This is a genomic window from Ruminococcus callidus ATCC 27760 (assembly GCF_000468015.1).
GTDB lineage: Bacteria > Bacillota > Clostridia > Oscillospirales > Ruminococcaceae > Ruminococcus_C > Ruminococcus_C callidus.
This window is the reverse complement of record NZ_KI260486.1, coordinates 1-13,061: the sequence shown is the minus strand read 5'-3', so window position 1 is coordinate 13,061 and position 13,061 is coordinate 1. Positions and strand designations below refer to the sequence as shown.

The 13,061-nt window shown below is 54.0% G+C and carries 9 protein-coding genes; 8 read left to right on the top strand and 1 reads right to left on the bottom strand.

Going from position 1 to position 13,061, the window contains the following annotated elements; translation table 11 throughout:
* Nucleotides 1–458: 458 nt before the first annotated feature.
* From RUMCAL_RS13250 to RUMCAL_RS13215, 8 genes are read left to right on the top strand one after another with little or no spacing between them, the layout of a single operon-like run.
* On the top strand, nt 459–3,524 hold the full coding sequence (locus RUMCAL_RS13250) for an extracellular solute-binding protein (RefSeq protein WP_021683491.1): 3,066 nt from the start codon (nt 459–461) through the stop codon (nt 3,522–3,524).
* 19 nt (nt 3,525–3,543) lie between these two features.
* Nucleotides 3,544–4,476: a carbohydrate ABC transporter permease gene (locus RUMCAL_RS13245; RefSeq protein ID WP_021683490.1), complete on the top strand. Its 933-nt coding sequence runs from the start codon at nt 3,544–3,546 to the stop codon at nt 4,474–4,476.
* A 12-nt stretch (nt 4,477–4,488) separates the two neighbouring features.
* Nucleotides 4,489–5,376: a carbohydrate ABC transporter permease gene (locus RUMCAL_RS13240; RefSeq protein WP_021683489.1), complete on the top strand. Its 888-nt coding sequence runs from the start codon at nt 4,489–4,491 to the stop codon at nt 5,374–5,376.
* Between the two features lie 16 nt (nt 5,377–5,392).
* On the top strand, nt 5,393–6,904 hold the full coding sequence (locus RUMCAL_RS13235; protein WP_051343872.1) for an NHL repeat-containing protein: 1,512 nt from the start codon (nt 5,393–5,395) through the stop codon (nt 6,902–6,904).
* A gap of 7 nt (nt 6,905–6,911) precedes the next feature.
* Nucleotides 6,912–7,541: a Yip1 family protein gene (locus RUMCAL_RS13230; protein WP_021683487.1), complete on the top strand. Its 630-nt coding sequence runs from the start codon at nt 6,912–6,914 to the stop codon at nt 7,539–7,541.
* A gap of 19 nt (nt 7,542–7,560) precedes the next feature.
* Nucleotides 7,561–10,362 carry a DUF5696 domain-containing protein gene (locus RUMCAL_RS13225; RefSeq protein ID WP_021683486.1) on the top strand — a complete coding sequence of 934 codons (2,802 nt, stop codon included), beginning with the start codon at nt 7,561–7,563 and terminating at the stop codon, nt 10,360–10,362.
* A gap of 2 nt (nt 10,363–10,364) precedes the next feature.
* On the top strand, nt 10,365–11,252 hold the full coding sequence (locus RUMCAL_RS13220) for a carbohydrate ABC transporter permease (RefSeq protein WP_242823519.1): 888 nt from the start codon (nt 10,365–10,367) through the stop codon (nt 11,250–11,252).
* A 15-nt stretch (nt 11,253–11,267) separates the two neighbouring features.
* Nucleotides 11,268–12,296, top strand: coding sequence for a carbohydrate ABC transporter permease (locus RUMCAL_RS13215; protein WP_021683484.1), 1,029 nt, complete (start codon nt 11,268–11,270; stop codon nt 12,294–12,296).
* A 566-nt stretch (nt 12,297–12,862) separates the two neighbouring features.
* On the opposite strand, the gene RUMCAL_RS16335 is transcribed toward RUMCAL_RS13215, so the two are convergent.
* Nucleotides 12,863–13,061, bottom strand: a 199-nt coding sequence (locus tag RUMCAL_RS16335; RefSeq protein WP_021683482.1) for a hypothetical protein, incomplete at its 5' end; no start/stop codon positions are given.

Below are 13,061 nucleotides of genomic sequence, written 5' to 3'. Positions count from 1 at the left end.
GTCGCACAATCTTTGTGCGGTATTGCCTTGACAACATTTGGCGAAGCATATCAAAAATGGTAATGACAGATGACTTTTTCATGCTTTTGCGTTCTCCGATTCCCCGCCGCCGACCCCGGTATTGCCTAAACTGTTTGCACAATTTGAGCGTTCTGGATTCCGTCACAAAAAATTTTTCTGTTTCTGTTTGCAGGCATGTGCAGGATCTGTGGCGAAATGTCGAAAAAACCACGCAATTTCGCCGCTTTTGACGATTTTCACAAATCGGTCAAAAAAATCGCCCCAATTTTCACCAGCTTGACATTTTCATCGGAAATTGCTATAATATTTAAGAACTGTTTTGCGGGATTTCTGTATAATTTGTAGAATTCCCACGGTGGTGCACCGCCGATCATGCGGTCATCAGCAGAAAAAACGGCTGTCTGTCCGATTTGCACAGATAGTCAAGGTGGCATTATATGCAAAGTGTGGTGCTGCCGAAAAAATACGTCCGTCCCCCAAAAGCCACGGCGGACAGAAAGAAGGGTGGAACAGCCTTGGCGAATTACAAATGGCACAAACGTGCAGCCGCCGCAGTACTGGCTTGTCTGATGACAGCGGCGGCACTTCCTGCGACGGCGGCATTTGCGGCAAAGACCGACACGGTGCAGACCACAGCGGCATCTGCGGAGAAGGCGGTATCGGATACCGGCGGCGACCTCACCTATGAGGAGCAGGAAACCTACAGCGATTACTACGACCAGTATGCGGAGCAGCCCCGTCCGGCGGCGGAGATCGCCGTTTCCGGTGCGAATTTTCAAAAGGCAGACTGCGAAAGCTATGAAGCAGGCAGCTATACTGACAAAAACGGAGAATCTCGGAACAATGCCCTGATCTGGAACAACGCGGAGGGCAGCTTCAGCTACCAGATGAACGTGCCGGAAACCGGCATCTATTCCGTGCAGATGACCTATTGCCCCATCGTTTCCAATACCTCGGAGATCTCCGTTTCTCTGGCAATTGACGGCGAGGTGCCCTATGACACCGCTTCCCGTCTGAAACTGAACAAGGTCTACCAGAACAAGACTGAGATCAAGACCGATGACGTGGGCAATCAGGTACGCCCGGCACAGGAACAGATCGAATTGTGGCAGACCACATGGCTGGGCGATTCCGACGGTCTGTTCAATGAGCCGGTGTTCTTCTATCTGGAAAAGGGCACGCACGAGATCACCCTTTCTTCCGAAAAGGCGTATTTTGCACTGGAAACCATTCGCTTTGCACAGCCGGAAGAAGTTTCCGATTATGACACCTATGTCAGCAGCGTCAATGCGTCCGTTTCCAAGGACAGTACGCCCTCTGGTGTGGTTCGCATCGAGGGCGAAAACGCCGTGCTGAAATCGGATTCCGTGCTGTATCCGACCTATGACAATTCCTCCAGTTCCATTTCCCCTTCCGACCCGAAGCACATGCTGTATAACACCATCGGCAGCGGCAACTGGGAAAAGGCACTCCAGACCATTACATGGCAGGTAGATGCAGGCACCCTCGCCGGCGACGGCTGGTACAAGCTGGGTATCAAGGCACGGCAGGAGGAAATGCGTGGATTTTACTCCAACCGCCGCATCTACATTGACGGCAAGGTTCCCAGCGAGGAATTCGATCAGGTGAAATTTTACTATGACACCGATTTCCGCATGACTACCGTCCAGAACGACGACGGCGAGGACGTGTATGTGTACCTCACTGCCGGCGAAGACCACACCATTACCATGGAAGTAATTCCCGGCGAGATCGGCGACTCCATGCGGCAGCTGGACGCGATCGTGCTGGATCTGAATACGTATTACCGAAAGATCGTAATGATCACTGGTCCGGAGCCGGACAAGTACACCGACTATTATGTACATGAAAAGATTCCGGAACTGGTGGACGAATTCCAGCGGATCTCTGACGAACTGAAAGCCATTCAGGGACATATCGAGTCGCTGGCAAACTCCAAGGGTTCTGAAGCCGCTTCTCTGGAACAGATGACAGTCATTCTGGACAAGTGCATCAGCGAACCCCTGCAAATTCCGAATTACCTGTCCCAGATCAAGGACTATATCACTTCCCTGTCCTCGTGGATGCGGGACTACCGCGACCAGCCGCTGGAAGTGGACTATCTGGAACTGGCTTCTCCGGACGCAGACTTCCCCTCTGCCAAGGCAGGCTTCTGGAGTGCACTCTCCTATAGTTTCCAGCGTTTCACCGCGTCGTGGGACGAGGATTACAGCTCGCTGTCCTCCACCACCGGCGATGATGCCATTGAAGTATGGGTTTCGCTGGGACGCGATCAGGCACAGGTGGTCAAAGATCTGGTGGAATCCGAATTCCAGCAGCAGTACAACGTGCCGATCTCGATCAATCTGGTAGTCGGCGGTGTCGTAGAAGCCACACTGGCGGACAAGGGGCCGGACGTGGCACTGTTCCTCGGCGGCGAATTTCCTGTCAATCTGGCAGCCCGCGGACTGCTGGCAGACGTTTCCCAGATGGACGGCTACGACGAAATGACCAGGCTGTATCAGGATACGGCAATGGTGCCCTATCAGTATGAGGGCGGCACCTACGGCCTGCCGCTGACACGCAGCTGGGCAATGATGTTCTACCGTAAGGACGTGCTCAGTGAACTGGGCTTCACGCAGGCACCGCAGACGTGGGAGGAACTGATCGATATGCTTCCCGCCCTCCAGCGGAGTTACATGTCTGCCGGTCTGGTGCTGCCGGCGGTAGCGGCAGATGCCAATCAGGCAACCATTTCTGCGGCGACCGAATCCGGTCTGACCTTTGCTTCGCTCCTGCTCCAGCGTGGACAGAACTATTATAATAGTGCACAGACAAAGACCACATTCGACACCAATGCGGCGATCGATGCATTCGAGATGTGGACAGACTTCTATACCAAGTACGACTTCGACCAGCAGTATGATGCATTCAGCCGGTTCCGGACGGGAGAATATCCCATTGTGGTTTCCGACTACTGCACCTTCTTCAACCAGCTGGCAGTGGCGGCTCCGGAAATCGACGGGCTGTGGGGCTTCGCTCCCATTCCGGGCACTTTGCAGGAGGACGGCACCATTTCTCACGCCGTCAACTCCAACAACACCGGTGCAGTCATCTTCAATAAGGTAGACAAAAAGACCAACGGCATGGACAATGCATGGACGTTCCTCAAGTGGTTCTGCTCCACCGAAGTACAGGTGGAATACGGTACCCAGATCGAGGGACTGCTGGGACAAATGGGACGGTACGCAACGGCGAATACCGAGGCACTTACCCAGCTGGCATGGTCCACGGACGAGGCGGACACCATTCTGGGAGCCATGGACGAACTGGAAGAGATCCCGATCATTCCGGCATCATACTCTGTCACCCGAAACGTGATGAACGCATTCCGTGACGTGGTCAACAATAACGAGAACCCCCGTGATACGCTGATGTCGTACAATCGGGACATCAACGAGGAGATCACCAGAAAGCGTGAAAACCTCGGATTAGACTCTTAAAGAGAAGGAGGGAATCCCCTTGGATACTGCCGAGATTGGCAAAAGAACCCGACAGGAAAACCGGCGGCTCACGTGGCTGGCGGTGAAGCAGAACAAGGCAAGCTATCTCATGATCGCTCCGTTCATGCTGTTTTTCTTGGTATTTACCATCGTGCCGGTGCTGATGTCCCTGCCTATGGGCTTTACGGACTTCAACATGGTACAGATGCCGAAATTCATAGGACTGTCCAACTACACCACCCTGTTCCTCGCGGACAAGGTCTTTATCCAGTCCATTCGTGTTACGCTGGTGTTTGCCCTGTTCACAGGACCGATCAGCTATGTGCTGTGCTTCCTGCTGGCGTGGCTCATCAATGAGCTGCACCCGAAACTCCGCACGATCTTCACCCTGATCTTCTACGCTCCGTCTATGGCGAACGTGTACACCGTCTGGAAGCTGATCTTCAGCGGCGACTCCTACGGCTATCTGAACTCGTTCCTGCTGGATCTGGGACTAATCAATGCACCGATCCAGTGGCTGACGGACGGCAGCTATGTGCTGGGTGTTACCATCGTTGTCCAGATGTGGATCAGTCTGGGTGCCGGATTTCTGGCACTCCGTGCCGGCTTCCAGAACATCGACCGTTCCCAGTATGAAGCAGGTGCCATTGAGGGCATCAAGAGCCGCTGGCAGGAACTGATCTATATCACGATCCCGTCCATGGGACCGCAGCTGATGTTCGCAGCAGTCATGCAGATCGTCAGCTCCTTTACCGCCGGCACGGTATCACAGAATCTGGTGGGCTTCCCCAGTACCGATTACAAGGCACACACCATTATGAACCACGCCTATGACTACGGCTGGATCCGCTATGAAATGGGCTATGCCTCTGCGATCTGTATGATTCTGTTTGTGGTCATGTATATTCTGAACAAGCTGATCGGCAAAGTCCTCAGCAAGTATATGGACTAAGGGGGGTGCAGTATGGCAAAAAAAGAAAAGGTATACGGCACACACCTGAAGGTTTCCGCCAAGCGTGCCGGACATAAGATCGGCGGCACTGTCGGCATTTTCGTCTTTCTGCTGGTGCTGGCACTGTTCATGGCACTGCCCATTTATCTGGCAGTGGTCATGTCCCTGAAGCCGGTGCAGGAACTGTTCGTGTTCCCGCCGAAGCTGTACGTCATCGACCCCACGCTGTCCAACTACAGTGCCATGTTCCGACTCTGTTCCGACCTGTGGGTGCCGTTCTCCCGTTATGTATTCAACAGCGTCTTTGTTACCGTATCCGTTACCGTGTGTCAGGTGGTGTTCTCCGCAATGGCGGCGTTCTGTCTGGCAAAGGTACGCTTCCCCGGTGCCAAGGCGATCAACGCGATCATCGTCGTTGCCCTGCTGTATCAGAGTAACGTCATCTACATCATGCAGTATATGGTCATGGCAAAAATGGGCATGATCGATACCTACTGGGCACTGATCCTGCCCTCTGTCGCTGCCCCCATGAACCTGTTCCTGATGCGGCAGTCCATGACGCAGGTGCCCGATGCCATGATCGAAGCGGCAAAGGTAGACGGAGCAGATATGTTCCGCATCTGCTGGCAGGTGGTCATGCCGAACCAGAAGCCGGCACTGATGACTGTCATCATCTTCTCGTTCCAGGCGGCTTGGAACATTCAGGGCGGCACGCTGGTGTTCAGCGAATCCCTGAAAACGCTGCCCACCGTGGTACAGCAGGCAGCATCTGCCGGTCTGGCGAGAGCCGGCGTGGCAATGGCAGCCGCCGTGTTCATGCTGGTGCCGCCGATCGTCATCTTTATGCTGGCACAGCGGCAGGTCATCGAAACCATGGCACATTCCGGAATCAAGGACTAAAGGGAGGGTGAAGACTTTGCAGAAAAAGGCAAATCATCTGGCGGCGGCGTGTCTGTCCGTGCTGACGCTGACGGCGGCGATCGGCATGCCGGCAGTTTCGGCGGAACATTACAACGTCTATAACTACGACCGCTGGGACGAAGCGACACCGTCACAGGCAGGCTATGCGGCACAGCGTGCTGTCAGCGGTCTGGATCTGGGCTGCGGTGCGTTCAATACCCCCTCCGATTTGTTTCGGGACTGGGAGGACCGTTTTTACATTGCGGACAGCGGCAACAACCGCATCGTTGTCACAGACAGCGGCTTTTCCAAGGCGACCAGAATCTATGACAAGCTGAAAACCACGGACGGCGAAACCACACTGAAAGATCCCGAGGGCATCTATGTGTCCCGGGAAACCCAGTGCATGTACATCGCAGACACCGGAAATTCCCGTCTGCTGGTGTGTGATCTGGACGGCAATGTGCAGCTGGAACTGACACGGCCGGACTCCACATTATATGAAAACGAAACCTTTAAGCCCCAGAAAGTCGTTGTGGACAAGGCGGGCAATATCTACATGGTGCTGAACAATATCACCAACGGCTCTGCCATGTTCAACAGCGACGGCGAATTTCAGGGCTATTTCGGTGCCAACTCCGTGGACGCTACTGCGGAAGTGGTGGCGAACTACTTCTGGAACATGATCGCCACCGATGAAATGCGGGCGAATTCCTCCCGTAACGTGGCGGCAGGCATCACCAGTTTTGACATTGACGATGAGGGCTTCATCTACACCGTCACACAGTCCTCCTCCTCCGAGGCGGACCGTGTGAAAAAGGTCAACCCTGCCGGCTATAACCTGTTCTCCGTGCTGGAGGCGACATTCGGTGATCTGAACTCTGTTTATGATTCCACCGCCAATGAGAACTACACCACCCAGATGGTGGACATCGATATTGACGACATGGGACGCATCAACTGTCTGGATCTGGAAACCGGACGGGTGTTCCAGTACGACGAGGACGGCAGCCTGCTGTTCATTCTGGGTACCACAGCCGACCAGCTGGGCGGCTTTTCCATGAAAGTTTCCGCGGTGGAAACCATGGGCAAGAACATCTATGTTTCGGATGCCATGAAGAATACCGTTACCATTTTCACCGAAACCGAGTTCGGGGGCATTGTACACAATGCCGTGGCTCTGTACAACGCCGGCTATTATGCTGAGGCACTGGAGCCGTGGCGGGAGGTGCTCAAGCGGGACGGCAATTACCAGATGGCGTATATCGGCATCTCGTCGGCACTCTATAATGAGGGCAACTATAAAGAGGCAATGAAATATGCCAAGCTGGCACAGTCCCGCAATTTGTACGATAAGGCGTTTGAGGGCTATCGCTCTGAATGGCTGAATCAGAACTTCACATGGATCATTCTGGTGGTCGTGGTGCTGATCGCCGCGGCAGTGTTCTTCCACTTCCGCAACAAAAAGAAGAAAAAGAACCAGCCGAAAAATCTGATCGAAATGCTGCACGAGGGAGAGGAGGAGTGATGCTGCTATGATGGATCTGACACAAAAGCAATGGGTCAAGCACAGTGTGTTCCACCCGTTTGAGGGTTTTGAGGATCTGCGTTGGAAAAAGGGCGGTTCCGTCCTGTATGCCAGCATTGTGATCCTGCTCTGGTTCGTGGCGAAGATTTTGCATGACAATCTGGTGGGCTATCAGTTTGCCGTCACCAACACCAAGATGTTTAGCATTGTCCCGTATATCGTCCAGACGATTGCGGTATTTCTGGTGTTCGTCATCGGCAACTGGTCGATCTGTACCCTGCTGGACGGCGAGGGCACGATCAAGAAAATCTATATCTACAGTGCCTATTCAATGATCCCCTACGTTGCCGGACTGTATATCCGGACGCTCCTGTCCCATGTACTGATTCAGGACGAAGTCATCTTTATTACCTGCGTCACGGTAATCAGTACTGCATGGTCTGTGCTCCTGATGTTCAACGCCATTAAGGCGGTGCATCAGTATTCGATCAGCAAGACCATTCTGGCACTGCTGCTCACCTTTGTGGCAATGCTGATCATTCTGATCCTGCTGGTGCTGCTGGTGGCACTGTTCCAGCAGGTATACGTATTTGTTTCTTCCGTCTACACGGAGATCACATACCGCGTGAGAGTATAGAAAGGACGGTGGAACCAATATGAAGAACTGGAAAAAATGGGCTGCCGGCATCTGTGCTCTGAGCCTTTGCATGACGGCAGTTTCCCTGCCGGCGGCGGCGGAGGGCGAGGACGACATTGCCCTCATTTCCGACACCTCGGAGGAGATGCCGGCGGCAGACGGTACAGCCGATGCCGATACGGCAGACGACACCGCCGAAGAAGCGACCCGTTCCGAATCGCTGGAGGAAATTGCGATTACGGCGGAACAGGTCACCCAGTACATGCAGAAGAAGAATTCCTGCGACGGCATCACTTTCTACTACCGTCCGGAGGACTATGAGGATACCATTTCCGACGAGGACGTGGCAGATCTGCTGGACGACATCGAACTGGCAGGCATTGACGATGCCACCGGCGAGGTGGTCTGCACACTGGAAGAAGACAGCGACAACAGCGACTTCGTGGTATTCCTAAGTCCGGAAAGCCGCTGGCTGGTGTACATGGATCCGGAATACAGCAAGGTCACAATGGTTCGCCAGATCGTTTCTTCTCTGGATAACGAATTGCTGTTCCGTTCCCGCGACAACCGGACACTGGAATTGTACAACAAGGACTACGACGAAGTAGAACGCAGCTACACCACAGACGGTGCTGCCAAGGACGGCAAAGTCACCTATACCAACGAGGACGGCTGGCAGGTCGTACTGGCAGACACTTATGATGCGGTGATCTCCTCGGCACGGTTTGTCACGGAAAATGACAAGCTGGCACTGTACGTGGATGACGACACCGCCGTGATCGGACTGTACGACAAGGCAAAAAATAAGATGTGGTGGTCTACTCCCGAAAATGTGGGACACGACAAGACTGCTACCAATACCATTGTAGAGGACTTGTCCTCCTCGCTGAAAATGATCTACGGCGAACCCGATGCCCGCAGCACTACCAATATGCGTTCCAAGGGCGATGCGAAGATCAAGGTCAAGGACAAGAGCAGCGGTGTGAAGATCACCTATTCGTTCAAGAAAGCAGGCATTACCGTGCCGGTGACTTACACGCTGGAAGATGACTATCTGGAGGCGAAGATCGACACCGCCGACATCGAGGAGGACGACACCTCCGAAACCGGCAAGCTGACCACTTCCCTCTCCATGCTCAGCAGCTTCGGGGCGGCTTCTTCTACTGATGAGGGCTACTTCGTCATTCCCGACGGCAGCGGTGCTCTGATCCGCTTCAACAACGGCAAAAAGACCGCGAAATCTTATACCGGCTATGTGTATGGCTCCGATGTGACTGCGGTTCCCCTGACAGAACCGGCAGTGACAGAGCAGGTTTCCCTGCCCATGTACGGCATCGTCAACGGCGATAACGCCATGATGGTAGTCTGCACCGAGGGCGACTCCAACGCCAAGCTGACTGCAAGCGTCAGCGGACAGTCCAAGAGCAGCTTCAACGTCTGCGGCTTCGACTTCACGGTGCGGGATTCGGATACCTATTATATGTCCGGCGACAACGGCACGGCACTGACCGTGTTCGAGGACGGCGACATGAAAACCGACACGCTGGCAGTGCGGTACTACCCCCTGGAAACCGAGGACACACCGGACTATACCGATGTGGCGGCGGCATACCGGAACTACCTCACCGAAGAAGCCGGCGTGACCAATACCGTGGAGAACACGGCCCCGTCTTTGTACCTCAACTTCTACGGCGGCACGAAAAAGGAAAAATCCGTGCTGGGAATTCCCGTAAGCATGAAAACGGCTCTCACCAGCTTCCAGCAGGCAGAGGAAATTCTGCAAAACCTGTCGGACGGCGGTGCCGAGAACATGAAGGTGCAGTACTACAACTGGACCAACGCCGGCATTTCCGGCAAGGTGGACATCAAGGCAAAGGCTGCCGGCTGCCTGGGCGGAAACGGCGACTGGAACGACCTGCAAAGCTATGCCGCGTCCAACGGCGTGACCATTTATCCGGTATCGGAAAATGAAACGTTCCGTTCCGGCAGCGGGTTCTATACATTTCAGGATACCGCCGTCCGCATCTCCGGCTCCTATGCCCGCATCTATGATTACAATCTGGCATACGGTACCCAGAGTACTGTGAACAAGCCTTTGTCCCTGCTCTCGCCGTCTGCCTTTTCGGAGGTTGCCGAGAAGCTTACCGGCAGCCTGCAAAAGAAAGACCTGAACACCCTTTCGCTGGGCAGCCTGACCACTGCTCTTTACGGGGACTACGGCAAGCAGGCGATCTCACGAGATGCTGCCCAGCAGCTGCTGGAGGACGCATATCAGCAGATCACTGATGCAGACATTTCCCTGCTGGCGAACGGAGCCAATGCCTACGCTCTGCCCTATGTGCAGGAGATCACAGACGTGCCGCTGCAATCCAGCGGATTCGATGTGTTCGACGAGGACATTCCGTTCTACCAGATGGTAATGCACGGGGTGAAATCCTACGGCACCAGTGCGGTGAATGCTTCGGCAACACCGGAAGAAACCGTGCTTCTCGCCATTGCCTCCGGCAGCAGCCTGCACTTTGACATGATCGGCGAAGAAACCAGTACGCTGAAAGATACGGTACTGGACGGGCTCTATTATGCCAGTGCGGAAAGCTGGACAGACTACGCCGCACAGAGCTATGCATTCTCCAAGGCGGTGCTCTCCGGACTGGGTGACCAGACCATCACCGGCTATGAGAGAAAGGGCGATGTCATCACCACCACCTATGAAAACGGCACGGTGGTAGAAACCGATCTGGCGAAACAGATCGTCACTGTAGACGGCACGGCATACGCCATGGCGGACTATGTGGAGGAAGGGAGCTGGAACGAAGCATGAAAATGGCATATGAAAAACGAAAAAGCATGTACGGCTACTGCTTTATTGCTCTGTGGTTCGTGGGTGCACTGATTTTCTTCCTGATCCCTGTGGTAGAGTCACTGCTCTATTCCTTTCAGGAGATCACGCCGGACACCGGCGGCATGGTCGGCAGCTGGGTCGGCATGGACAACTATAACTACGCGTTCAACGTGGACCCGAACTACCGCCAGTATCTGGTGAAGGTGCTGAAGGACACTGCGTGGAAAACCCCGCTGATTCTGGTGTTCTCCCTGTTCGTGGCAGTCATTCTGAACCAGAAGTTCAAGGGACGGACATTCTCCCGTGCCGTGTTCTTCCTGCCGGTCATCATTGCCACCGGTCCGGTGTATAACATCATCAACGGCAACCTGCAAAGCACCGGCAACAGCGATGCCAGCCAGTTTTCCACCATGTTTTCCACAGACCTGCTGGGCGAACTCATGGAATTCCTCGGCATCTACGGCATTTCCGACAGCATGCAGACCACCATTGAAATGGTATCGGACAACATTTTCGGCATCGTGTGGAACTCCGGTATCCAGATCCTGATCTTCCTTGCGGCACTGCAAAACATTCCGGTTTCCGCCAAGGAGGCAGCCCAGATGGAGGGTGCCACCGCGTGGGAATACTTCTGGAAGATCACGCTCCCCTATGTCAGCCCCATGATCCTCGCCTGCTTTATCTTCACCATTATCGACTCGTTCACCGATCCGAACAACGTGGTCATGGGACGAATCCTCGATTTGCAGAGCGACTGGCAGTACGGACCGGCTTCGGCAATGGCGTGGGTATACTTCGCTATCGTGCTGGCGGCGGTGGGGATCATTACCGCGATCCTGAACAAGTTCATCTATTATGAAGTAGACTAAAAGGAGATGTCAGTTATGGAAACAACAAAAAACAAGCCGCTGGCATCCCCGAAAGAGGATACGCTGGTGGGCAACGGTATGAGCAAGCGGGAGGCTCGGAAGATCCGCATGCAGAGCATGAACAAATCCGAGATCGCCTATATGCGGCGGAAACGGGTGTTCGATGCGGTGTGGCCGTTTTTCCGGTTCTTCATTCTGTTCGGACTTTGCTTCGTCATTCTCTATCCGCTGATCTACATGATCAGCTGTGCATTCCGCGATTCTGCGGACATGAGTGACCCGACAGTCATGTGGATCCCCCGTCACCTGACGCTCAATGTCATCAAGGAAACCGCAGATGTCATGGACATCTGGAACACCCTGAAAACCACGCTTCTGCTGAACGTTGGCTGCTCGCTGGTGCAGGTGGCTTCCTGTGCACTGGCAGGCTATGGCTTTGCCCGCTTTAAGTTCAAGGGCAAGGGCATTCTGTTCGGCATCGTCGTCATGATGATTCTGGTGCCGCCGCAGATCATCTCCATTCCCCAGTATATGCTGTTCCGGCATTTTGGTATCGGCAGCCTGACAGTGAACCTGATCAACACCAAGCTGTGTATGTACCTGCCGGCGGCAATGGGCAACGGCATTCGTGCCGGTCTGATGATCTTCATCTTCCGCCAGTTCTTCAAGGGACTGCCCAAGGAGCTGGAAGATGCGGCATATCTGGACGGCTGCGGACCGCTTCGCACTTTTGTGCAGGTCATGATCCCCAATGCTTCGTCCTCGTTCCTGACCGTATTCCTGTTCTCTATCGTCTGGTACTGGAATGACTACTATGTCAGTTCCACATTCTTCACCAAGAACCAGACCATTGCCCTGATGCTGAAGAACCTGAGCACCCTGCTTTCCCAGCAGCTGTTCAATAACGCAGATGTCAGCCCCAGAGAGCAGATCGTCTGGATGGAAGCCGGCTGCCTGATCGCGATTCTGCCAATTCTGGTTATGTACACATTCCTCCAGAAGTATTTCACCGAGGGTATCGAACGCTCCGGTCTGGTCGGATAACGACACAACAATTGCACATGTTTCAAAGCACTCTCCTGTTGGAGGGTGCTTTTTGTGGTGGAAAAGGGTACAAAAAAGAAAAAGTAGGGGGCGATGCCCACATCGCTCCGCCGAAACAGCATCTGCGAAGTGTACTTTCTAGTGCAGCCACACTGAAACCGTCCGGCGGAATTCGCTCGTTGCCCTCGCTGTCCGCCTGTGGCTTGCCAACGCCGATTGTTGTCCTTGCCTGTATTTGTGACGTTGATATTCAGGTGTTTTCTGGTGCAGGCGGGTAACTTTATTTTGTATGGCGTTTGCAAGTCTTCTGTTATAAGTCTCCCTTGAAAGGGGCGGAGGGGTTCACTCGTGAAGTGTACTTTCTAGTGCAGCCACACCGAAACCGTCCGGCGGAATTCGCTCGTTGCCCTCGCTGTCCGCCTGTGGCTTGCCAACGCCGATTGTTGTCCTTGCCTGTATTTGTGACGTTGATATTCAGGTGTTTTCTGGTGCAGGCGGGTAACTTTATTTTGTATGGCGTTTGCAAGTCTGCTGTTATAAGCCTCCCTTGAAAGGGGTGGAGGGGTTCACTCGTGAAGTGTATTTTCTAGTGCAGCCATGTCGAAACCGTCCGGCGGAATTCGCTCGTTGCCCTCGCTGTCCGCCTGTGGCTTGCCAACGCCGATTGTTGTCCTTGCCTGTATTTGTGACGCTGATATTCGGGTGTTTTCAGGTGCAGGCGTTTCAATATTGCCTCCCCTGAAAGGGGAGGGGGACCAGCGAAGC

What these genes read in the sequence shown, in the direction of transcription:
- RUMCAL_RS13250 (WP_021683491.1), top strand. Translation starts at nt 459, where the DNA reads ATGCAAAGTGTGGTGCTGCCGAAAAAATACGTCCGTCCCCCAAAAGCC.
- RUMCAL_RS13240 (WP_021683489.1), top strand. Translation starts at nt 4,489, where the DNA reads ATGGCAAAAAAAGAAAAGGTATACGGCACACACCTGAAGGTTTCCGCC.
- RUMCAL_RS13230 (WP_021683487.1), top strand. Translation starts at nt 6,912, where the DNA reads ATGATGGATCTGACACAAAAGCAATGGGTCAAGCACAGTGTGTTCCAC.
- RUMCAL_RS13225 (WP_021683486.1), top strand. Translation starts at nt 7,561, where the DNA reads ATGAAGAACTGGAAAAAATGGGCTGCCGGCATCTGTGCTCTGAGCCTT.
- RUMCAL_RS13220 (WP_242823519.1), top strand. Translation starts at nt 10,365, where the DNA reads ATGGCATATGAAAAACGAAAAAGCATGTACGGCTACTGCTTTATTGCT.
- RUMCAL_RS13215 (WP_021683484.1), top strand. Translation starts at nt 11,268, where the DNA reads ATGGAAACAACAAAAAACAAGCCGCTGGCATCCCCGAAAGAGGATACG.